At 40.2% G+C, this 21,729-nt stretch carries 20 protein-coding genes and 2 pseudogenes; 5 read left to right on the top strand and 17 right to left on the bottom strand.

What is annotated here, in order from left to right; all coding sequences use genetic code 11:
- Positions 1–10 precede the first annotated feature (10 nt).
- From ACNQGS_RS01380 to ACNQGS_RS01355, 6 genes are all read right to left on the bottom strand, one after another.
- Entirely contained in the window at positions 11–463 is a 453-nt protein-coding gene (locus tag ACNQGS_RS01380; protein WP_213120218.1) for a cytochrome c maturation protein CcmE, read from the bottom strand.
- 13 nt (positions 464–476) lie between these two features.
- Positions 477–1,535 carry a hypothetical protein gene (locus ACNQGS_RS01375; protein ID WP_491485762.1) on the bottom strand — a complete coding sequence of 353 codons (1,059 nt, stop codon included), beginning with the start codon at positions 1,533–1,535 and terminating at the stop codon, positions 477–479.
- A gap of 251 nt (positions 1,536–1,786) precedes the next feature.
- Positions 1,787–2,440, bottom strand: coding sequence for a c-type cytochrome (locus ACNQGS_RS01370; protein ID WP_491485761.1), 654 nt, complete (start codon positions 2,438–2,440; stop codon positions 1,787–1,789).
- A 10-nt stretch (positions 2,441–2,450) separates the two neighbouring features.
- Complete coding sequence (locus ACNQGS_RS01365; protein ID WP_338088289.1) at positions 2,451–2,903, bottom strand: PCYCGC motif-containing (lipo)protein; 453 nt, start codon at positions 2,901–2,903, stop codon at positions 2,451–2,453.
- 181 nt (positions 2,904–3,084) lie between these two features.
- Positions 3,085–3,576: a DUF6803 family protein gene (locus tag ACNQGS_RS01360; protein ID WP_213144882.1), complete on the bottom strand. Its 492-nt coding sequence runs from the start codon at positions 3,574–3,576 to the stop codon at positions 3,085–3,087.
- A gap of 29 nt (positions 3,577–3,605) precedes the next feature.
- Positions 3,606–5,399, bottom strand: a complete 1,794-nt coding sequence (locus ACNQGS_RS01355) for an urease accessory protein UreH domain-containing protein (protein ID WP_491485760.1) — start codon at positions 5,397–5,399, stop codon at positions 3,606–3,608.
- A gap of 253 nt (positions 5,400–5,652) precedes the next feature.
- Here ACNQGS_RS01355 and ACNQGS_RS01350 point away from each other — a divergent pair, with 253 nt between their 5' ends.
- Positions 5,653–6,537: a patatin-like phospholipase family protein gene (locus ACNQGS_RS01350; protein WP_491485816.1), complete on the top strand. Its 885-nt coding sequence runs from the start codon at positions 5,653–5,655 to the stop codon at positions 6,535–6,537.
- 31 nt (positions 6,538–6,568) lie between these two features.
- On the opposite strand, the gene ACNQGS_RS01345 is transcribed toward ACNQGS_RS01350, so the two are convergent.
- Both ACNQGS_RS01345 and ACNQGS_RS01340 read right to left on the bottom strand, forming a co-directional pair.
- Positions 6,569–6,958, bottom strand: a complete 390-nt coding sequence (locus ACNQGS_RS01345; RefSeq protein ID WP_491485759.1) for an SA1362 family protein — start codon at positions 6,956–6,958, stop codon at positions 6,569–6,571.
- Between the two features lie 57 nt (positions 6,959–7,015).
- Complete coding sequence (locus tag ACNQGS_RS01340) at positions 7,016–7,960, bottom strand: DUF1385 domain-containing protein (RefSeq protein WP_491485758.1); 945 nt, start codon at positions 7,958–7,960, stop codon at positions 7,016–7,018.
- Positions 7,961–8,198: 238 nt separating this feature from the next.
- Here ACNQGS_RS01340 and ACNQGS_RS01335 point away from each other — a divergent pair, with 238 nt between their 5' ends.
- From ACNQGS_RS01335 to efp, 3 genes are all read left to right on the top strand, one after another.
- Entirely contained in the window at positions 8,199–8,696 is a 498-nt protein-coding gene (locus ACNQGS_RS01335) for a YqhR family membrane protein (protein ID WP_491485757.1), read from the top strand.
- Positions 8,697–8,774: 78 nt separating this feature from the next.
- A complete protein-coding gene (locus ACNQGS_RS01330; protein WP_491485756.1) occupies positions 8,775–9,836 on the top strand; it encodes a M24 family metallopeptidase in 1,062 nt (353 codons plus the stop codon).
- Positions 9,837–9,857: 21 nt separating this feature from the next.
- Entirely contained in the window at positions 9,858–10,415 is a 558-nt protein-coding gene (gene efp, locus ACNQGS_RS01325; protein ID WP_213144875.1) for an elongation factor P, read from the top strand.
- A 146-nt stretch (positions 10,416–10,561) separates the two neighbouring features.
- Here the strand turns inward: efp and ACNQGS_RS01320 are convergent, their stop codons facing one another.
- From ACNQGS_RS01320 to ACNQGS_RS01280, 9 genes and pseudogenes are all read right to left on the bottom strand, one after another.
- The gene (locus ACNQGS_RS01320) at positions 10,562–11,938 is read right to left on the bottom strand and encodes a sensor histidine kinase (RefSeq protein WP_491485755.1); all 1,377 of its coding nucleotides are present in this window, start codon (positions 11,936–11,938) and stop codon (positions 10,562–10,564) included.
- Positions 11,914–12,624, bottom strand: a complete 711-nt coding sequence (locus ACNQGS_RS01315; protein ID WP_491485754.1) for a response regulator transcription factor — start codon at positions 12,622–12,624, stop codon at positions 11,914–11,916. The genes ACNQGS_RS01320 and ACNQGS_RS01315 overlap by 25 nt, the downstream gene beginning before the upstream one ends.
- A gap of 101 nt (positions 12,625–12,725) precedes the next feature.
- Entirely contained in the window at positions 12,726–15,140 is a 2,415-nt protein-coding gene (locus tag ACNQGS_RS01310) for a heavy metal translocating P-type ATPase (protein ID WP_491485753.1), read from the bottom strand.
- A gap of 40 nt (positions 15,141–15,180) precedes the next feature.
- Positions 15,181–15,387 (bottom strand): copper chaperone CopZ, encoded by a 207-nt coding sequence (copZ, locus tag ACNQGS_RS01305; RefSeq protein WP_491485815.1) that lies wholly within the window; start codon positions 15,385–15,387, stop codon positions 15,181–15,183.
- A 573-nt stretch (positions 15,388–15,960) separates the two neighbouring features.
- Positions 15,961–16,137 (bottom strand): NlpC/P60 family protein, encoded by a 177-nt coding sequence (locus tag ACNQGS_RS01300; RefSeq protein WP_491485752.1) that lies wholly within the window; start codon positions 16,135–16,137, stop codon positions 15,961–15,963.
- A gap of 17 nt (positions 16,138–16,154) precedes the next feature.
- A pseudogene (locus ACNQGS_RS01295) lies at positions 16,155–16,757 on the bottom strand (ribonucleotide reductase barrel domain-containing protein); the annotation flags it as partial.
- 79 nt (positions 16,758–16,836) lie between these two features.
- Entirely contained in the window at positions 16,837–17,538 is a 702-nt protein-coding gene (locus tag ACNQGS_RS01290) for an HNH endonuclease (protein WP_491485751.1), read from the bottom strand.
- Between the two features lie 380 nt (positions 17,539–17,918).
- Positions 17,919–19,871, bottom strand: a pseudogene (locus ACNQGS_RS01285) (vitamin B12-dependent ribonucleotide reductase); the annotation flags it as partial.
- Positions 19,872–20,200: 329 nt separating this feature from the next.
- Entirely contained in the window at positions 20,201–21,037 is an 837-nt protein-coding gene (locus ACNQGS_RS01280; RefSeq protein ID WP_491485750.1) for a lipoate--protein ligase family protein, read from the bottom strand.
- A 181-nt stretch (positions 21,038–21,218) separates the two neighbouring features.
- Here ACNQGS_RS01280 and ACNQGS_RS01275 point away from each other — a divergent pair, with 181 nt between their 5' ends.
- A complete protein-coding gene (locus ACNQGS_RS01275; RefSeq protein ID WP_491485749.1) occupies positions 21,219–21,602 on the top strand; it encodes a rhodanese-like domain-containing protein in 384 nt (127 codons plus the stop codon).
- The last annotated feature ends 127 nt before the right edge of the window (positions 21,603–21,729 follow it).

Here is a 21,729-nt window from a genome sequence, read left to right as displayed (position 1 = left end):
TGTTTGCCTGTTATTTTTCTTTCGGTGGCTGATTCAGCTTGTCCTTATGGGTTTCCGGATCGTAGTTCTTCATGTCTTTTCCTTCATATTTGGAAGGGCATCTCGTTTTCACTGTTTCAGCAGCGAAAGTATCTTTTTTGGTCGGCGAGCCTTGGAGAATGGTGATTACCCCTTCGGAGAAATTGTCAGGCTTTGGCCCATTATGAATGACATGCATGATATGTCCTTCGTTGTCTTTCACATCAAATTTCAACTCTATTTTGTCAGGATTCCATTTAATAGAGTCTTCGATTAAAAGTCCTTCAACGGTTACAAAATCATCTTTGTGCTCATCTTGGGTGGCCAAGAGATCTTTTAAAGTTAATTCAATTCCGCTCGAACCCGGAGTGGCAGCCATTAAGAGAAAAACAATTGCACCGGCAATGATAAATCCCCCGAGGAGAACTAACGTATTTTTCTTCATTCTTCTCACCTCATTAAATTAATTTTTTCATTTCCTCATCGTACGTTTCTTGATCAATCTTGCCTGTTAACAGCTTTTTCCTAAGTTCCTTTTTAGCTTCAACATTCATTGTCTTATTTTCCTTTTTGCTCGAAGCTTGTTTCATAACTTGAGGTTTTGTTTGTTTCTGTTTTTTGGCCGCACTTTGAACATTTGCCTTCATTCCTAGGTAGACGAATGCTCCGGCAATAATAAGGGCGATTCCGATAATAGACGCTCCGCCGATGCCGATAATAGGCTGTTTTGCCGTGTTCTTAGTACCATTGCCATCTAAAACTTGATCTGTCGCGCTGCCTTTCACGCCGGAATGGTTTTCATCATTTGGTGGTTGAACCTTGCTCATCGCTTCCATCGTTGATTCTGTTCCCGGTTTCTTGTAAGAAAAGGAGTATTTTAAATTTTCACCGGCTTTTACATTTTTATATTGATAAAAATAGAGTTCTTCTCCATATTCATTTTTTGAATTCTCCTGCGCCTTTGGCTCAGCTTGAATATCCTTGGCATTCATCGGCGCGTAAAACACAACATCAAGCTGTTCTGTTTCAGCTCTGTTTGAAAATTCGTATGTAAAACTTTTTTGGTCCTTCACATCAATAGACTGCGTATAGTATTCAATTACAAATTGATAGGTTTCGTTATTTTTAATGGTCTTACCCGGTTTCCAGACAACCATGCCCTTGTCTTTGTCAACATCATACGGCCGTTGAACCTCCGGCTTATCTTTTTCTGGAAATTCGGCTACTAGGAAGGCCTCAAACCCTTTATCCTTTGCAGGAACAGGAATTTCTATTTTCCCATCATAATCTTGCCCGCTTTTATTGGTAATCGTTCCGTACATTCCGACCAGCAAGGAAGGAATCTCCCTCGACGGCCAATCCTCCGGATAGTCAAACTCCGGCATGACTTGAACCTGCATACTCTTATATGGAAACTTTTCCGGCTGAAATACTGTCTCTGCGCTTGCCTTTGGTACGATCAGGCTTGTCATAAATGCTAAAATAACGAATAATGCCATCCATTTCTTTTTCCGCATAGTTATCCTCCTTGAATCAAAAAGCTCGTTAAAACCGTGACTTTTTCACTATAGTCCTCTTTGAAATAAATATAATCTTTCTCGATTGCCTGTTGTTGATGGACTATTGAACATTTTGTTAACCGGCAAAAATCGTTACCTTTTCGTCAAAAAATAACCATAAATTGTTCACATTTGTAAAAAAGGGATATTTTTTACATAATAAAAAAACAGCCCTAAATCCTTTAAAAGATTCAAGGCTGTTTTTTATGTCATTTCGGTTCTAATGAACGGATATAGGCGGTTATGTCAGAAATATCCTGTTCGGTGAGTTGTCGGGCGCCTTCTAGACCTTTCAATGATGGTCCCATCCGGGTTTCTTCTCGCCCATAAGATGCCCCAATCCAAATTTGTTTGTCACTTGTATATTTCAAGTATTGGGGACTGGAAAGGGCTGTTCCCATTTTGATTTTTCCTGCTCCATTTTCCCCGTGGCAGGAGAGACAATAAAGCTTATATTGTTCCTTTCCTCGTTCAGGGTCTCCTAATACAGTTGCCGATGCTTTTAAGTCCAGTTCTTCTGTCTGCCACTCTCTCATAAATGCAACTAGATTCTTCAAATCCTTGTCGGACAAACGAGTTTCATAGGAGGGCATACTTGTCCCTTCACGCCCATATTTCACATAATTGTAAAGGTCTTGATCAGAAACGGAACTTAAAAAATGTTGATTATTAATCGCTGTCCCGTCCTTTGCTCCTTCACCTTTTCCTGTTTCGCCATGACAGGCAAGACAGTTTTTTTCATACACTTTTTCACCTGCCGCAATGGCCTTGGAATTTTCACTGCTGAAAATGCCGCTATTGGCAATGCAAAAAACAATGCCAATTGTATTTAAAATATAGGTTCCGATTAAAATTTTCTTCATGGGCTGCTCCTTATTTTGGTTCAGGTGTAGGAGTCGGTTCCCCAAAATCTTCGTACTTCGTCGTAATTAGGTCATAAATCTTCTTAGGGCTTTTACCGTCAAGATGCATCTCTACCGCCTCCCGGGCGATATCTATACAGACGTCTCACGATATTCCCATCGAATCCCATTCTTTTACAGCATTACCAGACCCGAATTGGTCAACGAAGCAATCGAGGTTACTCTCATGGCCATCCTGCGCAAAACAGCCGCAATAGCATGGGACCTGCGCCAGCACCTTTGGGTATGTAGCTGCCATAATATAGGTTTCTTTAATTTGATCAGATGAATTTAACACATAATCAGGCAGCGGTTCGTGCTTTTTATCAAGGGCCCATTTTTTATCACTGACATTGGATCCGCACCCAGCTGCTATAAGGACAATAGCAAAACAAAGAACAAAAAGCGAAGGTATTCTTTTCAAAAGTTGTCACCCCTTCCAGCTTGATATCACAAATTTATTTTAACAAAAAGAAAGACAGCCATCAGACGCTAATTCTTACTATTTAGTGAAGTTTTTAAGCTTGATAAAGTACAAATAATAGATTCAATGAAAAAAATATAAATCGCCGGAAACTCCGAAAGGAATGTCCGACGATGGGTATCTACATGTTCATCATGTGACCGCCTGTGCTTGTACCAATGGATGGGTCAACCATTCCAAATATCATTGCAACATGCGCAACTACTAAGAACATCCCTACAAAAAAGGCATGTGTTTTTAGTTTTTCAACAGCGTTTTTATTTTTAAAGACGATACCCAGGTCAAGAAGCGCCATGCCTAATAACGGCACAACCCCCAGCAGGTAGAAGGTAACGGCGGTTACATCAATCCATCCCTTCCATTCGCCGTTAGCCGTCAGCGGGATATACGCATTCATTAAGAGATATATAAATATTCCGGTGAAATAAATCCCGGCAAAAATGCTGACTGCCTTATTTACTTTCTTTAAGGAACCATCAAGCTTACGGGAAAATAAGATTCCCAGTTCAGTAACAGCGATTGTTTCCGCACATATGACTGGAATGGCCATAAAGATAATTAAATTCCAGGGCTGATTATCAGCAAGCAATCCCATATAATGTGTCATGTTCATAATTTCTCTCTCCTATCAAATACTCTATATTATTTAAGAAACTGCTTTCTCACTACCTCTAAGTCAACATCCGTTACATCATCAACAGCTTTAATAATCCCTAGTAATTCCTCCTCATTGAGATAAATTCCATAAGTTCCAGTGCGGTCCAGTGTGAAATCAACTTCGGCAATCGCCTCCTTACCGGTAAATTCAGCCGCAATTTGCTTTGTTTTCGTATTCAGGATTAAAAAGCTCCCGGCAGCTTGATCAAATTGTGATAAATCGATTGTCAGCTTCGTCTTAATTCCTCTATTAACCACCATAACTAAAGGTTCAAACTCATAGCCAATTCCTTTGACAGCTAAGGATTGTTGATTATTAGTAACCTCAGCCTTTCTTACCAGACGCTCAGTTGGGACCTTGTTAATATCATTTCCATATATGCTTGCCTTTGTCTCGGATGAGCTTTTGGCTGTTGACTTAGTCGAGGCATCGATTCCGTCCGCCTTGCTGCTCGTAGCAGAAATTTCCCCAAGGTTATCAACCACCTTAATCATGCCCCGCTTCATTCCCATCCAGCAGCTAAATGGGATATCTTCAGTCCCCGGTGTAAATTCAATAACGTTTTTACCGTTTTGCAGCTTTTGCTGCACATTCATATCAGGAACCACAATCGTATTATTGCATCCGGTGAGCTGTTTGACATCAACCACCCACTTGACGGGCATCCCTTTTTTCACATATAAAACTCTTGGGGTGTAGCCATAAACGTCCGCCGTCATATTTAGAACCTGCACGCCATTCTTGATGGTTGCTTTAATCGCATCAGTGGAATCCGCCGACGAATTTGAGCTGGTTCCGCCAACGCTTGCCATGATGTCCAGCGGACCAGTTTGAACACCGGCAAGTGCCAGCCCCCTGTTGCTCATAATCAGCCCGAGCACAATAATGAGAATTCCACTGAATTTAAGGATTTTCTTTGTATAGCCGTTGCTTAACAGTCCCGAAAGAGCTCCAAAGCTTAGCATCAGCGGGACCGTCCCAATGGAAAACATAAACATGGACAATGCCCCGGTTAAGGCACTACCCGTACCAAGCGCATAGATTTGCATCGTCTGCAACGGTCCGCAGGGCATTAAGCCATTAAGAACCCCAACCAGAAAGGGCGTTCTTGGCATTTTCACCTTCTTACAAGTGATAGCAGGTAATTTAAAATGCAGCTTTCTAAAGACGCGGAATCCGGCCATATTAAAGCCCATAATCATCATAAATGTCCCTGCAAATATCTGAAGTCCGGCTTTGGCTGCCAACGAAAGGGCAAACACCGACCCGATTGCCCCAATAACTCCGCCAATGATGGTGTAAGCAGTCACTCTCCCTAGGTTATAAAGAAGCGATGGCTTTACGGCATCCCATCTATTATTTTTTTCTTTACCAATTGTCTGGGACAGCATGATGCCACCGCACATCCCTACACAGTGGAGCGAGGTGATTAACCCAACGACAAACAAAACAGCATACGAGGCGGAGTTAAGTTTTTCCTCCATATTAAAGCTGCCTGTATTGATGCCAAGGAGGACGATAGCAGCAACAATGATAAATATGCCGATAAATTTATAGCCCTTTGAACCCTCCGTACTGTATCCGGCCTGTCGGATTGCGTCTTTCAGCAAGCTTAAAGTACATTGGTCTTCGTCAAATTCAATATCAGCAAATTGACCACTGAAACTTGCTTGAACATTTTTTACCCCCTCTAGCTTTTTCACGGTTCTTTCTACCCGTTTTTCGCAGGACGAACAAGTCATATCGTAAACTTTTAATCTGATCCGTTTGACACCCATAACGGCCACCAGCCTTTAAACAAATTCCTTTACCTTCTTGATAGCTAAAGTATAAAAAACCGATATGTTGGTGGTATGAAGAAAAATAAGGGCCTGGTGACCAATTTGTGGACATAATTTTTCTAATTCTTGAACAACCTTCAAGCTGCCCATAGGGGGTTATCCACTAAAATATTTATCTTGTCTCCCGTACTATTTTGTAAAACAGCCGCTTAAAGATGTAACAATGAGTACATCATTGGGAGTGGCTGCCATGAATATTGATGGAGTTTTTTCCGGAGGAGGAATAAAGGGATTTGCGCTTATCGGGGCGTGTGAAGAAATTGAAGAACGAGGCTTTAAATTTGTCAGGGTCGCCGGAACCAGCGCTGGCTCCATAATAGCCGCTTTAATTGCCGCTGGTTATACAAGCAAAGAAATCTATCAGCTCATTGACGAAGTGGATCTAACTAATCTGCTTGATACCCGCAAAACCATCATACCTTTTAAACTCGCCAAATGGCTGTTACTTTATTGGAGATTAGGGCTCTACAAAGGGAACGAATTGGAAAAGTGGCTTAGGATAAAATTAGAGGCCAAAGGACTGAGAACATTTTCCGATTTACCGCCTCAAACGTTAAGGATTATCGCTTCAGACCTTTCTAACGGACAAATGGTTGTTCTTCCTGATGATTTACCGAAATACGGAATTTCACCGGGCTCTTTTCCAATTGCCAAGGCCATCCGCATGAGCTGCAGCATCCCATATTTCTTTGAACCTGTAAGATTACGGACAAATGACGGGACTAATGTTCTAGTGGACGGAGGGGTATTAAGTAATTTTCCAATGTGGCTTTTTGACCAGGAGAATATAAAAAAAACAAGACCTGTCCTCGGCATCAAATTAAGTCCAAGTGAATACGAACATGAAAAGCATAAAATAAACAACGCGATTGAACTTTTCGGGGCGTTGTTTGAAACGATGAAGGATGCCCACGATTCCAGATATATTTCCAAAAAACATGCCGAAAATATTATATTTATCCCTACAGAAGGGGTAATGACCATTGAATTGCACTTAACCGAGGAAAAGAAACAGGAGCTTGTAAACTTAGGCAGGGAACGGGCAAAGAGCTTTTTGAATAAATGGGGTTATTAATAAGGAGGTAGAAAAAAGAAAAATCGAGCGTTTAGAAGGACGCCCGATTTTTCTTTTTTCCTTTTTTTCCATCAATGACGGTAAGATGGGCAGGAGGTTTCTTTTTGCCCTTGCCTTTCTTTAATGTCGTCAATGTACCTAAAGTGGAACCTTTTACATTTGGCTCTCCACTTCGATGCTGCAAGCGTTTTTTAGACCTTCTTGCTGCTTTAAGAAATGCCCGCTGCTCTTTTTTCTGAGGGCTCGAATTTGAAAACTTGCGAACAACAAAATATATGACCAAACCAATTAAAACGAAGACAGCTATTTTTTGTAGAAATGCAGCCGGGTCAGCCGTAAAAGAACCATAAAGCCCAAGTAAAGCAAGGATAATAAGTACCCCCACAATAATTGCGGATGTCCGATTTTTCAAGAACGCCACCTCCCTATGAGCATCATAAGCATTTTTTTATCCTTTTAAACACTTCCTAACAACGATTTAGACAATTTCTTCTTGTTTGACGAATCTGTCTGTTTCCTCTTCTCTTCTTAACAATTCTTTAAAAGAGAGAATGGCTACTTCCACCTGCTCATCGTTTGGCTCCTTGGTTGTAAGAAGCTGTAGCCAAAGACCTGGCAGACCTAGATATTTTAGGACAGGAACGTCTCTTAGTTTATTTGTAAATTGGAGAACTTCAAAGGAAATCCCCAACACAACCGGTATTAATAAAAGACGGTCAACAATCCTCAGCCACAGCGGCGAGGTCGGTACCATCATATACACAAAAACACCGACAAAGACAGTAAATAGGATAAAACTGCTGCCACAGCGGTAATGAAGCCTTGAGTGGGCCTGAACGTTAGCTACAGTCAAATCTGCTCCGGACTCGTAGGTATTTATTACTTTATGCTCAGCACCATGATATTGAAACACCCTTTTAATCAACGGTGTTAAGGAAACAAAATAAATATAGGAAAGGAGAAGGATAAGCTTGAAGAAACCTTCAATCAGGACCTGGGAAAAATCCGATGAAAAAATGGGCTTTGTCAATTCCGCTAAGAAAACAGGAATAAGCGTGAATGCAAATTTACCAAATAAAAATGAAATAACCCCGATTACCGCCACACCCAGGTACATCGTCATTTTTGAAACTTCTTTTTCCTTTAAGGTGTCATCCTCCTTTGGGTCTAAATCAAATCTTTCAGTTGAAAAATTTAAATGTTTAGAACCATTGGCACTTGCTTCTATTATAGCAACGATTCCACGAATAAACGGAATTTTTTTAATTTTTGTTAAATAAGGATTTGTTTTACGCGGTAGATGGAAGTATTCGACTGAATGGTCCTTTCTCCTTATTGCGGTAACATAATGATGTTTACCTCCGAACATAACTCCTTCAACCACGGCTTGACCGCCATAAACATTATTTTGTGTATTAGACATTAGCTAGAACACCAACCTATGCAAAAGTAGCACGATAGCAGAAATGATAAATCTGTATGTACTTAAATGTATTCTACTAGAAAACCGAAAAAACCTCTAGGATATGACATAAGTTTTCCATTTAAATTATAAAATAATTTTTTTATGCAAGGATTGTTGTTACAGGGGCATAATAAAATTGGTATTTATTAAGGTACGAATCAATAATTTGTATCAAAAAGTTATGGAGGTTGTTGTAATGGCTTCTGAAAAAAAAGCAGGAAAATATCCTAAGCCGATGTCCTTGCCGGTAATGGTCTTTTGGACTGGTTTATTTGGAGGTGTTTTTTGGGGAACGATTGGTTTTTTTGCAAGCTACTTTAGTTTAACGGAAATCCGTCCCAATATAATCCTTGAACCATGGATGCTGGGGAACTGGAAATATGGCTGGAAAGGAACGATTTTGTCCATTCTCATCATGGGCGTGCTTTCAGTCGGTGCAGCCTACCTATATTATGCTTTATTAAAAAAGCTGAAAGGTATGTGGATTGGCTTAGGGTATGGAATCATTTTATTTTTAATTGTTTTTGTTATTCTGAATCCTCTTTTTCCTGGGATGAAACCATTATTCGATTTAAGCAGAGATACCATCCTATCTTCCCTTTGTCTCTATATTCTGTATGGGATTTTTGTTGGCTACTCGATCAGCTATGAATATCAAAATCAAGAAGTACAAAAAAACGAACCAGCCACTTAAACTGTTATTAGTCGTATTTGTGTGGTTATGATAAAATAATTGTGTCCGATAACGGATTGGAAAAGGAGAGTGGACACGATGGAGAAATTAGAAAAATTAAGGTCAAGTTTTTCAGCAGAAGGAATCGATGGCATACTTATTACAAGCCCCTATAACCGCCGTTACATATCAAATTTCACAGGTACAGCTGGCATTGTTTTAATCAGTGCTGATAAAGCTCTATTTATTACAGATTTTCGTTATGTTGAACAAGCCCAAAAGCAATGTGAAGGGTTTGAAATCATTAAATTTTCAGATACGCTTCCTAAAGAAGTCGCTGAACAGGCGAAAAAAATAGGGATTCAAAAATTAGGTTTTGAAGAGGACTATTTAACATACTCCTCCTTTAAAGTATATGAAAAAGAGGTAGAAGCTGAACTTGTCCCTGTTTCGGGATTAATCGAAAAGTTACGCTTGATAAAGACCGATTCAGAGATTAAGATATTAAAGGAAGCAGCGGATATAGCTGATGCCGCATTTAAACATATTTTAGACTTCCTTCGGCCGGGAAAAACGGAGCTGGAAGTATCGAATGAGCTGGAATTCTTTATGAGAAAAGCCGGAGCAATATCTTCTTCCTTTGATACCATCGTCGCTTCAGGGTATCGCTCGGCCCTTCCGCATGGTGTTGCCTCTGATAAGGTCATTGAAAAAGGGGATATGGTCACCCTTGATTTTGGTGCCTATTATAAAGGGTATGTTTCCGACATTACAAGGACTGTTGCTGTCGGCGAGCCTGACGCCAAGCTGAAGGAAATTTATCAGATTGTCCTCGACGCTCAATTACGCGGCATCGATGGTTTTAGACCAGGAATGACAGGAAAAGAAGCGGATGCTTTAACTCGGGACTACATAACAGAGCAAGGGTACGGAGAGTACTTTGGACATTCCACCGGACATGGGATTGGGCTTGAGGTTCACGAGGGACCGGCTCTTTCATTAAAATCTGACATTATCTTAGAACCAGGTATGGTTGTAACTTGTGAACCGGGCATTTATATTCCTGGACTTGGCGGCGTTAGAATTGAAGACGATACGCTTATTACGAAGGATCATAACGAAAGGCTCACACATTCTACAAAAGACTTAATTATTTTGTAACTATTTTAGGAGGATTTGCCAATGATTTCTGTTAACGACTTCCGTACTGGATTAACCATTGAAGTGGATGGCGGCTTATGGCGCGTCATGGACTTCCAGCACGTAAAGCCTGGTAAAGGAGCAGCGTTTGTCCGCTCCAAATTACGTAACCTGCGTACCGGAGCCATGCAGGAAAAAACATTCCGTGCTGGCGAAAAAGTAGAAAAAGCACAAATTGATAACCGTAAAATGCAGTATCTGTATGCAAGCGGCGACCAACACGTGTTTATGGACATGGATTCCTACGAGCAGGTTGAACTGCCTGCTGCAAGCATTGAATATGAATTAAAGTTTTTAAAGGAAAACATGGAAGTTCATATCATGATGTTCCAAACTGAAACACTTGGAGTTGAACTGCCAAACACGGTTGAACTTGAAGTAACTGAAACTGAGCCTGGCATTAAAGGTGACACTGCATCAGGCGGCTCCAAGCCGGCTACGATGGAAACCGGTCTTGTTGTTCAGGTTCCTTTCTTCATTAACCAAGGTGACCGCTTGATCATCAACACAGCTGAAGGTACTTACGTATCAAGAGCTTAATTGTTAAATGAAAACTCGCCGATTGGCGAGTCCGTAAGGACGATGACAGAGGCGTAGTTGAATTTATGCGTTAAGAAAGTATAAAATTTGGGAAAATTTTATACTTTCTTATTAGCTAAAAGAGCCTTAAGACCCTATTTGGGCGCTTAAGGCTTTTTTATTTTCGGAAAACAGACGGTAAATTTACTACCTATTCCTTCTTCACTCTCTGCTTCGATGGAGGCATCGTGCAGTTGTAAGATGTTTTTAACAATGGTCAGGCCAATTCCATTTCCCTCAATTTCCTGCCTGCTTTTATCTCCCCTGTACAATCTTTCGAAAATAAAAGGGAGGTCCTCTTTGTTAATACCAATGCCAGTATCAACTACTTCCACAATAATATCATCATTCTTTTCATATAATTGGACAAGAATCCTCCCGCCTGGAGTAGTGAATTTAATGGCATTTGCCAGCATGTTAACAAATACCTGCTTAATTTTATCTTTGTCTCCGGTAATTGAATACATTTTATCCGGTTGAATGGCGAAATCGATTTTAAGTTTTTTCTTTTCAGAAGGTGCATGAAAATCATGACAAAGCTCCAGAAGTAATTGATCTAGTTTGATGATTTCATAACTCAACTTGGTGCTTTCAGACTCAAATTCCTTTAAGACATTTAAGTTGTTAATCAGCCTGCCAAACCTGATTACCTCCTCATTTAGATAATGGAGCTTTTCTTGCGTAACTGGATATACCCCGTCAATCATGGCTTCTAGATTGTTTTGCAGGACATTTAACGGTGTCCTTATTTCATGTGAAATATCTGAGATTAATCTCTGTCTCAGCATATCCTGAAACTGTAATTTACCAGCCAATATGTTTACACTTTTTCGCAAGTCCTCTAGCTCGTAAATGTTGCTTTTCATAACGGATTTACTGTTAAAATCCCCCTTGGACAAGTCAACAGAAAGCTTGGCCACTTCCTTAATAGGACTCGAAAATTGCTTCGAAAAATAGAGACTTAAACCAGTTATGATGAGGAGGGTCAACAGTCCGCTGGCAATTATGCTTTTATTTATGGACGATTTAAAGTTTTGATCTTCCTCCGTTAAGAGGACAGAAGAATACTGGCCGATATCCACATAGCCAACTACTTTATCTTCCTCATTAAGCTGAAATGTCTTTGTGGTATAAACTCCTTTTTGCTGGACTGGCATTGTCCCCATGTTTAATTGGTTTTTGATTTCCTTCGGGTCCATTCCCCAAATCGTTTGCTCATGCTGGTCCCTTAACGTAATGCAATAATTGCCCATATAGGCCTCATGCATGAGTTCAATTCCGGTGTTTGCTGTTAATCTGCCATCTTTTTTATAGGCATCTTCAAAATAGGCAATAATTCTTTCGTACCTCTTGTTTTGAATGTCCATCATGTATTGATTAAATTTATTGGTAACTGTAAGATTTACAGTCAATGTTACAAGCAGGATAGAGGCAATGGTGCAAGCAATAAAAAATAAACTTAATCTGCGGCTAATGGAATGCATTTTAGCTCACCGCCAAATTTATAGCCTGCTTTCAGGACCGTGATAATATATTTTGGGTTTCTCGTATCTATTTCAATTTTCTTGCGAATATTTTTGATATGGACATCAATAGTCCGATCAAAGCCATCAAAATTTTCACCATATACCTTCCCAATTAGCTGCTCTCTCGATAATACCTTGCCCTTACTAGCCGCTAATGCCCAGAGAATATCAAATTCATTCGGTGTAAACGGGATTTCTTCTCCCCTCAAGATAACCAGCCTTTTTTCAAAATGAATGGATAAGTTCCCATCATCAAAAATCATCCAGACTGATGAGTTTGTGCCGTTTAATCTGCGGAAAAGAGCATTGACCCTTGCTGTCAATTCCCTTGGACTGAAGGGTTTAACTAGATATTCATCGGCGCCATTATTTAATCCTACAACACGGTCATTTAAAGAGCCTTTTGCTGTCAGCATAAAAATATGGACATCTGATGTTTCCCGCATCATTTTGCAAACATCCTCTCCAGCCATATCGGGGAGCATCAGATCGAGAATAACAAGGTCTATATTCGCTGTTTTAAAGATTTCCAATCCTTTTGATCCATTGCCAGCCCAGTAGACTTTGTAGCCGTTCTTCTCTAAATAAGCTTTGATTACATCTGATACGCTTCGTTCATCCTCAATCAATAAAATTTGGTTCATTTGAAATCACCTGATTGCTTTTTTGATAAGTAAAGTATACTTGCTGACAATGGTGAAAACGCAGGAAAAGGCTGACAATTGTGTGTCAGCCTTTTAAAAATTTATAGTTTAACCTTTTGTAATCTAAGTGCGTTCAGGACAACAGACACCGAACTGAACGCCATTGCTGCCCCAGCTAGCCAAGGAGCTAGGAACCCAAGAGCTGCAATCGGAATGCCCAAGGAATTGTAGGCCATCGCCCAGAATAAGTTCTGCTTTATGTTTGTGATTGTTTTTTTGCTCATGAAGATTGCATCTGCAATGCTGTTTAAGTCACCGCGAATGAGCGTGATATCAGCCGCTTCCATGGCGACATCGGTGCCTGTCCCAATGGCCATTCCAATATCTGCCACGGCAAGAGCAGGTGCATCATTAATGCCGTCCCCGACCATTGCAACTTTCTTGCCTTCCGCTTGCAGCTTTTTAATTTCCGCTGCTTTTCCTTCAGGCAAAACCTCCGCGATGACGGTGTCAATTCCTGCTTGGCCTGCTATGGCCTTTGCTGTCTGCTGATTATCACCAGTAATCATGATAACCTCAAGACCCATCTTTTTGAGGCGGCTGATGGCTGTTTTGGAGGTTGCTTTAATTGTATCAGCGACCGCCACAATCCCTGCATATTGCCCGTCGATAGCCGCTAACATTGCAGTTTTCCCGGCTCTTTCGAGTTCCTCCATTTGAGGAAGTACAGTTTCTATTTCCACATTAAATTTCGTCATAAGCTTTCTTGTACCAATTATTAATTGCTTTCCTTCCAGTGACGCCTTTATTCCAAAACCGGGGATGGCTTCAAAATCGGTTGGCTCCTTTAATAATACACCCTTGTCTTTAATTCCCTGCACAATGGCCTGGGCAAGCGGGTGTTCTGATTGCTTTTCAGCCGAACCAACCAAGCTTAAAAATTCTTCCTCAGTAATTGAATTGGTGTGGCGGACATCAGTTAACACCGGTGTCCCATTTGTTACTGTACCCGTTTTATCCAAAACCACCGTTGTGATTCGGTGGGTCATTTCCAAATGTTCGCCGCCTTTAAAAAGGATTCCATATTCAGCGGAACGACCGGAACCGGCCATGATTGAGGTAGGTGTCGCCAATCCTAAGGCACACGGACAGGCAATCACTAATACAGCAATCATTTTTTCTAAGCTTTCAGCGAAATTACCGGGTTCTACCCACAAATACCAGATCATAAAGGTGATTACAGCAATGGTCACGACAACTGGAACAAAAACTCCGGATATTTTGTCGGCAAGCCGTTGGATAGGGGCTTTAGAGCCCTGCGCCTCTTCAACCACTTTAATAATTTGTGCTAAAGCGGTATCCCGGCCAACCTTTGTTGCTTCAACTTTTAGGAAACCATTTTTGTTCAGCGTAGCCCCGATGACTTCATCGCCAATTTTTTTATCAACCGGAACACTTTCACCGGTCAGCATTGACTCATCGATAGCGGATTGGCCCTCTATGATTTTACCGTCAACGGGAATTTTTTCACCCGGCTTAATGTAAAGAATATCCCCGACAATAACTTCTTCAATCGGGATTTCCATTTCGCGGCCATCTCGGTTTACAGTAGCCATTTTGGCTTGGAGCCCCATCAATTTTTTGATTGCCTCTGAGGATCGTCCCTTTGCTCTTGCTTCAAAAAGCTTGCCTAATATGATTAAGGTGATTAAAACGGCACTGGTTTCATAATAGAGTTCTACCATATGAACACCTTTGCCAATCGTGGTGATTGACAAATATAAACTGTAAAAATAAGCGGCCGATGTTCCCAATGCAACAAGTACATCCATGTTGGCACTTTTATTTTTTAAGGCTTTATAGGCACCGATGTAAAACTGTCCGCCAATTAAGAATTGAACCGGTGTAGCGAGGAGCAGTTGAAACCAGGGATTCATGAACATATCCGGTACCCAAATAAAAGATGTAAACGAAAAATGCCCTGCCATTGCCCATAAAAGCGGAAAAGACAAAATTGCCGAGAAGATAAATTTTTTCGATTGCTTTTCGATTTCCTTTTGGCGATGGTCCACTTGATCTTTTGTTTCTTCTTTGAGTCTTGCCCCGTAGCCAAGATTTTCAACCTTTTTTATGATGTCTGCAGTTGTCAGGGCGGAACCGTTGTATTCTACAGTTGCTTTTTCAAGTGCCAAGTTAACGTTTGCCTTTGTGATGCCATCTAGCTTATTTAAGCCCTTTTCAATCCGTGCCGAGCAGGCTGCACAAGTCATTCCTGTAATATCAAATTCCACTTTTTCGGTTACGACATCATAGCCTAAATCTTTAATCTTCTGTTCGATTTCTTCCAGTTTTATCTGGGAAGGATCGTACTTAATTGCCGATTTTTCTAATGCAAGATTGACAGTTGCTGTTTCTACTCCGGTTAGTTTTTTCAGACCCTTTTCAATTCTGGCCGCACAGGCTGCACAGGTCATACCGGAAATTTGCAGGCTTGTTTCTTTTATAGTTTGACTCATAGTAAGTCAACTCCTCATATAGTGAGTTGAAATTGTCTTTTTAAACTACATCATAGCCTTGATCATCAATTGTTTCTTTAATTTGATCGAGGCTGACGGTTTGCGGGTTGAACTCGACATCAACCGTTGCTGCGTCTAAATTCACCTTAACGGCAGTGACACCATCCAGGGTCGCAACGCTTCCTTCAACCGCCTTTACACAATGTCCACAAGACATTCCTTTTACGTTTAATGTTACTTTTTCCATGTTAATCATCCTTTCAAAAATGTATTTGTTATTTTTGATTTCTAATTTTATGTTACTATACCCCCCTACCCTATGTAAAGTGTTTTGTCATGGTTTCACAAAACTTCCACATATGCTGCTGTAGCTTTATTTATGTTTTTAATCTAGCAAAACAATATAAAGACCGTATGTAGTTTTTTATGTGTCATGAAACGGTCAAATTTACAGTTCATGTTGAATCCTTTTTTCTATGCATATCTAATTGGCTTTTGCAAAGGCTCTGTTATTATTCATTGTTGATTTTCATGTAGGTATGAAAATTCATAGGCGGAGAATTTCCGGCTAATGTATAAAAAGGAAGCTTAAGAAGCAGAGATAAGCGGAGATATTCCGTTTAACTGCTCTAAATAACACAAAATCCAAAGATTTAAATGAAATAGCCGGAAAAACTTCCTTAATTTTTAAGGGAATATGAGTATTTCCCAAAATAAACGGAATTCTTCCGTTTATTTTTCAAACTCAGTAAAATCAACATTCAGTTATAACAGAGCTTTAAAAAAAAGAACATCGACTTTTGTCGATGCCCTGAACTTATTATATACGCTTGGCGCCAATGTATGTTGGCTTCCAATAGGTATTGCTTGTGTAAGCGATCATAACCCCTTTAGAAGATGATGCCATAATCATATTGCCTGCTCCAATATACATAGCCACGTGGGTTGAGTTTTTGTGAATAATTATAAAAAATAAGAGAATGGAGTATATCTCCATCCTCTCTCAAAAGCATTTTATAGACCACACTTTAATTGTGCGCCACAGTTAGTACATGTATTACAGCCGCCAATTTCTTTAACTTTTCCTTTGCGGCATACCGGGCATGTGTTGCCGACTTCAGAACCTATCGTTACATCCGTTGAACGAAGGTCAGTGATGGTTTCGACTAAGACTACATGCTGCTTTTCTTCTTTTTCAAAGATAGATAATTGTTCATTTGTGTTTTCTTCAGCTTTCAATGTTAAAACCTGAGAATCGCGTGAACCGTCTACATAGACAGTACCGCCTTTTGCACCGCCACGGTATAAACGCTCGTATACCTTTTCAACCTGCTCAACGCTGTATCCTTTTGGTGCATTAACTGTTTTACTGATGGAACTGTCAATCCAGCGCTGGATGACACATTGGACATCTGCGTGTGCCTCAGGAGCAAGATTCATCGCAGTGACGAACCAGTTTGGCAGATTATTTGAATCTGCTTCTGGATTTCGGTCTAAATACTCCTGTACGATGTCTGCTTTCACTTCGATAAATTTACCAAGGCGTCCACTACGGAAATATGAGAATGAGAAATAAGGTTCTAATCCAGTTGAAACACCAACCATTGTTCCAGTACTCACGTTTGTTACTCTCTATAATTAATCAGTTTATAGAGGGCGGGATTATTAGTACCCGCTCCATATGTCGCCATATGGGTCAGACTATATCACCAACCATTTTTGAATGCCTTTTTCTATGACAAGGGTATTCACAGAGAGTTACTAGGTTTGAAAGTTCATTAGCCTTCTCCCAATCTCCGTTAAAATTTCTAAAAGGTATAATATGATGAACAGAAAGTTCATGTCCGTACTGTTCTTCAGTCTTTCCACAGTCACGACAAGTATAGTTGTCACGTTTTCTTGCCAATCTTCTTTGCAATCGCCAATTAGGCCCATAGTAATCTATGTCTCCGCCATTCCAAGTCCCACTATTTTCACCAGAAAATAATTTATTTTTACTGTAATAGCTGCCCATACAATCAGTTGAACAAAAATTTAATGGCCGACAAGTAGAGGGTTTCTTCTCAAATTCCTTACCACAATTATTACATTTTACTAATAATTGTTTTTTGTATAATATTTTTCCCCTTCTACCATTAGCAAGACCAAGACAATGTTTTGAACAATATTTAGAAGTTAATTCACGATTCTTGGGCACACTGAATTTTTTTCCGCAAATATCACATTCTATTTCAACCCGATTTTTGAGATGCTGGTTAATTAATTGGGCATTTTGAATTTGATATTCTTGTTTACATTTCTGGTTACAAAAGTTGGTATTAAATATGGCTGATGGCTTTCTAAGTAATTCGTTCCCACAAAAACTGCAATTAACCTTTACCTTTTTTGACAATTCCATCCAAAAGTCAGGCGGATTGGTCTTGTGGAAACTAGATTGACATTGTCGTGAACAAAACTTTTTTCTATCGTAATGACTGGGTTTTACCTTTATTTCCTTATCACAGTTGAGGCATCTTTTAATCATTGAAAAACACCGTCCTGTTTTCTTTCATTATAAAACAGAACGTACGTTCCTTCAACAAAAATGGTTGCTCAGCATGTAGTCGTTGAGGGGTCAGCCACGACTTCCCTGCGGATTGTCTGGTAGGCAATCACCAACACTCTTACATTTTTACCCTTTATTTGTTGGCAAGACAAGGTAGTAAGAGATGCGCCAGAGTTTCCCGCATATAGCTAAGTTTACGCAGCGCTCTTACGAACACTGGGGGCAATAACTTTACCCGTTGGAGCAACAGTTAGCAAATGTGAATTCCTTATTCCGTTTTCCACAATAGATTCACGGATTTCTTCAGGCATTTTCTTCATAAATCCGGTATTAATAAATGCTTGGCGTAAGCGGTTTGTTTCCTCAAGTGTTTCACCAGTTAAGAATGGGAAGCTTCCCTTTTCTTTCGCCAATTCAACAGATTCTTTGTAAGCTGTAGTTGCAATTGTTTCGAAAACTTGATCGACCAGCTTATTTCCTTCAGGTGAACCGTACTCAGTTTCGCAGTAGATAAGCAGGTCGTGCAGACCCATTACCCCAAGACCAACGCGGCGTTCACCAAGTGCTTGCTTTTTGTTTTCGTCTAAGAAGTATGGAGTAGCGTTGATAACGTTGTCCTGCATGCGGACGCCGACTGCTACTGTATTTTTTAACTTATCAAAGTCTACTGTTTTAGTTTCCTTATCTGCCATTTCTGCAAGGTTTACTGCAGCAAGGTTACAGACGGAAAATGGTGCGAGAGGTTGCTCCCCACAAGGATTTGTAGCAACTACCTGTTGACCATATGCTTTCGCATTTGTCATGTCATTTGCATTATCAATGAAGAAGATACCAGGTTCTGCAGAGTAAGTCGCACAAATATTAACTAAGTTCCAAAGTTCTTTTGCCTTAATTTTTTTGTACACACGAACTTTGTGACCCAGTCTTTCCCACTCGCGAACATCCCCAACTTCATGCCATTTTTCATTATAGATTTTCATTTCCTCTTGGTCGTAGTTTTCTACGTAAGGGAAACGAAGTTCATATTCACCATCATTTTCAACAGCTTCCATAAATTCTTTCGTCAAGCAAACAGAGATGTTTGCTCCAGTGAGGAACTCTGGATTATGAACTGAATAAGTACCGCCAGTTGCGAGTTTTTCCTCAGCATCTGCAATAATTGATTCGCTGAAACCACCATAACCAGGAATGTTTTTATAATTTACAATTCCTTGGTACATCGCTTCTTCTTGAAGGGTGAATGGTTTAAATTTCAGCTTTTCTTTAGCAAGCTTTTTGATTGTTTCATCAGATGTATTTTCAATTAAGAATCTAAGGATTCTAGGATTTTGCATCTTAGAAATAATAAATTCAATGATGTCTGGATGCCAGTCCGCCAGCATGATCATCTGGGCGCCCCTGCGTGAGCCCCCCTGTTCGACCAAATGAGTCAACTTCGCAATATCATCCAACCAAGATACCGAACCGGATGATTTACCATTTACGCCTCTTGCCAAGGTGTTTCTTGGCCGTAATGTCGAACCATTGGTTCCAACACCGCCGCCGCGGCTCATGATTTCCATAACCTGCTTGCGGTGGTCAGAGATTCCTTCACGGGAATCCGCTACGAACGGCATTACATAGCAGTTGAAATAAGTTACCTCAGTGCCAGATCCCGCGCCATACAGAACACGGCCGGCCGGAATGAAGTTCAAGCTCACTAGCTCTTGATAGAACTTTTCTGTCCATTCTATGCGCTTCTCTTCCGTCTCTTCTACAGCAGCAATGCCAGTCGCAACACGTTTAGCAATCTGCTCATAGAAAAGCTCTAACGGCTTCTCAATGACATCCAGCGAACTATAAATAACTCCAGTTTCTGCTGCTTCACCATCGAGGACGCCTCTAAATTCCTCTTCTACTAAAACCTTAGCCTTCTTCTTCTCCCAATCGATTTCCTGAATGTATCCTAAGCCGCGTGCCGGGAATTTTGTATCTTCTTTAATCGTAAGAACAACAAAGTCGCCATTTGTGAGGGTGATTTTTTCAGTGTCTTTAAAGGTGTAGCGGTCTAACATGACCAAACGCGAAACACCCTTGTGAGTTATTTTCATATCTGGGGTGACCGGGTGCACCTGTGGAAATAGGCGGATATCCTCATTCAACCTCCCAAAATCAATATTCAATTCTTGTCTAAAAACTACAGACATGAATACAACTCCTTTATCTATATATTCTCTATCTTGTGTAAGAATCTAGTAAGCTTTTGCTTATCTAGTTGATTTAATAAATTTAAGTTACCATATATGAACATAGCATGGCAACAAAAAATCAATATATAGTACCGAAAATATTTTCGACACCCCTACATATTGTATGTCATACAAAAAACAATTATTTTGTCAAACTTTAAAATAAATAGATTCACGAGAAAATAAAAGATATAGTGCAATTTTCGCTATAAAACGAGAAATTTTAACAATTTTCGCCGGTTGCCTCCAATGAAATAGGAAAAAAGCGGCAAAGCCGCTTTAGCAAGTCATCTCTTAAAATTCCACTCATCATTTTCATACCGATCTTTGGCTAGCTTATTAACATAGGCAAGCTCTTCATCTGTCAACTGATAGGATTCAAGCTCAATATTTAAACCTTCTGCAAATCCTTTATAAAAAGCTTCCTTGGCCTCATCGAGAGTAATCCTTCGCGGACTAATCGCATTAATAGCAACAGCCTTATCCTTGAATGCTTTTTTCATCCGCTCCTTCACCCGGTCATTCGGGTATTTGAATAAGCTAAAAAGCTTGTCTTCATCCAGGTCCAAAAGAATCGAGCCATGCTGGAGAATGACACCCTTCTGTCGTGTTTGAGCACTTCCTGCGACCTTGCGCCCTTCCACCACCAACTCATACCAGCTTGGGGCATCAAAGCAGACCGCGGACCTAGGATTTTTTAAGGCATCCCGTTCCTCAGCTGTTTTCGGAACAGCAAAATATGCTTCTAGTCCCAGTTGATGAAATCCTTTTAGTATCCCTTCAGAAATAACACGATAAGCTTCAGTAACTGTTTTGGGCATTGCTGGATGCTCCTCTGAAACAATGACGCTGTATGTCAGTTCATGCTCATGGAGAACCCCTCTGCCTCCAGTTGGTCTTCTGACAAAGCCAAGCCCGTGTGTTTTTACCGCTTCCATATCAATTTCTTTTTCAACCCTTTGAAAATAACCAACGGACAGCGTCGGCGGGTTCCAGCCGTAAAATCGGATCACCGGTGGAATCTTTCCTTCACTGTGCCAATCTAACAAGGCTTCATCCAATGCCATGTTAAAAGCAGGAGAACTATTGCCAGAATCGATAAACCGCCATATTTCCTTTTCCATAGAAAAACCTCTTTTATTTATAATTTCCTTTTACTAGTCTATCAAAATGAGGGGGAATTTCAAAATGAGATGTTTTTGGTATAATTTTTTAAGAAGATTTTTGTCCATTCTTCTTTATCTTTAAGAAAATGACTTATATAATAAATACTAGTGCAACAAGCTTGAAGGGGGCAAATAGAAGTTGAATTCACTTTATGTTTTATTAATCATTGTCGTAGCGGTTATCATCTACTCTGTTTTTACTTTCTTTTATCAAAAAAGAATTGTAAAAACAGTAACAGAAGAGGAATTCCGTGCAGGATACAGAAAGGCACAGCTGATTGATGTTCGTGAACCAAATGAATTTGAAGACGGACATATTTTAGGAGCACGTAATATTCCAATGTCACAAATTAGAATGCGCATGAAAGAAATCAGACCGGACATGCCTGTTTATTTATATTGCCAAAGCGGCATGCGCAGTGCTCGTGCGGCTCAATTTTTACACAAAAAGGGCTACAAGGATCTAACTCAGCTTCAAGGCGGGTTCAAAAAGTGGTCTGGTAAAGTGAAAGCCAAAAAATAATCGTAAATGGGCTCCAGAACCTTTCTGGGGCCTTTTATATTGATTTTTATGAAAAATCGCAACAGCCTATTGGCGTATTGATATAAAAGCTAAAAAAGCAGGCTCCGGAGCAATCCAGAGCCTGTTA

The sequence above is a fragment of the Neobacillus sp. PVCKKU3 genome (assembly GCF_058323225.1).
This window is presented reverse-complemented; position numbering and strand designations above follow the sequence as displayed.

What these genes read in the sequence shown, in the direction of transcription:
- ACNQGS_RS01360 (WP_213144882.1), bottom strand. Translation starts at nt 3,576, where the DNA reads ATGAACATGACACATTATATGGGATTGCTTGCTGATAATCAGCCCTGG.
- ACNQGS_RS01320 (WP_491485755.1), bottom strand. Translation starts at nt 11,938, where the DNA reads ATGCATTCCATTAGCCGCAGATTAAGTTTATTTTTTATTGCTTGCACC.
- ACNQGS_RS01350 (WP_491485816.1), top strand. Translation starts at nt 5,653, where the DNA reads ATGAATATTGATGGAGTTTTTTCCGGAGGAGGAATAAAGGGATTTGCG.
- ACNQGS_RS01375 (WP_491485762.1), bottom strand. Translation starts at nt 1,535, where the DNA reads ATGCGGAAAAAGAAATGGATGGCATTATTCGTTATTTTAGCATTTATG.
- ACNQGS_RS01290 (WP_491485751.1), bottom strand. Translation starts at nt 17,538, where the DNA reads ATGGAATTGTCAAAAAAGGTAAAGGTTAATTGCAGTTTTTGTGGGAAC.
- ACNQGS_RS01300 (WP_491485752.1), bottom strand. Translation starts at nt 16,137, where the DNA reads ATGGAGATATACTCCATTCTCTTATTTTTTATAATTATTCACAAAAAC.
- ACNQGS_RS01370 (WP_491485761.1), bottom strand. Translation starts at nt 2,440, where the DNA reads ATGAAGAAAATTTTAATCGGAACCTATATTTTAAATACAATTGGCATT.
- ACNQGS_RS01315 (WP_491485754.1), bottom strand. Translation starts at nt 12,624, where the DNA reads ATGAACCAAATTTTATTGATTGAGGATGAACGAAGCGTATCAGATGTA.
- ACNQGS_RS01280 (WP_491485750.1), bottom strand. Translation starts at nt 21,037, where the DNA reads ATGGAAAAGGAAATATGGCGGTTTATCGATTCTGGCAATAGTTCTCCT.
- ACNQGS_RS01340 (WP_491485758.1), bottom strand. Translation starts at nt 7,960, where the DNA reads ATGTCTAATACACAAAATAATGTTTATGGCGGTCAAGCCGTGGTTGAA.
- ACNQGS_RS01330 (WP_491485756.1), top strand. Translation starts at nt 8,775, where the DNA reads ATGGAGAAATTAGAAAAATTAAGGTCAAGTTTTTCAGCAGAAGGAATC.
- ACNQGS_RS01335 (WP_491485757.1), top strand. Translation starts at nt 8,199, where the DNA reads ATGGCTTCTGAAAAAAAAGCAGGAAAATATCCTAAGCCGATGTCCTTG.
- ACNQGS_RS01355 (WP_491485760.1), bottom strand. Translation starts at nt 5,399, where the DNA reads ATGGGTGTCAAACGGATCAGATTAAAAGTTTACGATATGACTTGTTCG.
- ACNQGS_RS01310 (WP_491485753.1), bottom strand. Translation starts at nt 15,140, where the DNA reads ATGAGTCAAACTATAAAAGAAACAAGCCTGCAAATTTCCGGTATGACC.
- copZ (WP_491485815.1), bottom strand. Translation starts at nt 15,387, where the DNA reads ATGGAAAAAGTAACATTAAACGTAAAAGGAATGTCTTGTGGACATTGT.
- ACNQGS_RS01380 (WP_213120218.1), bottom strand. Translation starts at nt 463, where the DNA reads ATGAAGAAAAATACGTTAGTTCTCCTCGGGGGATTTATCATTGCCGGT.
- efp (WP_213144875.1), top strand. Translation starts at nt 9,858, where the DNA reads ATGATTTCTGTTAACGACTTCCGTACTGGATTAACCATTGAAGTGGAT.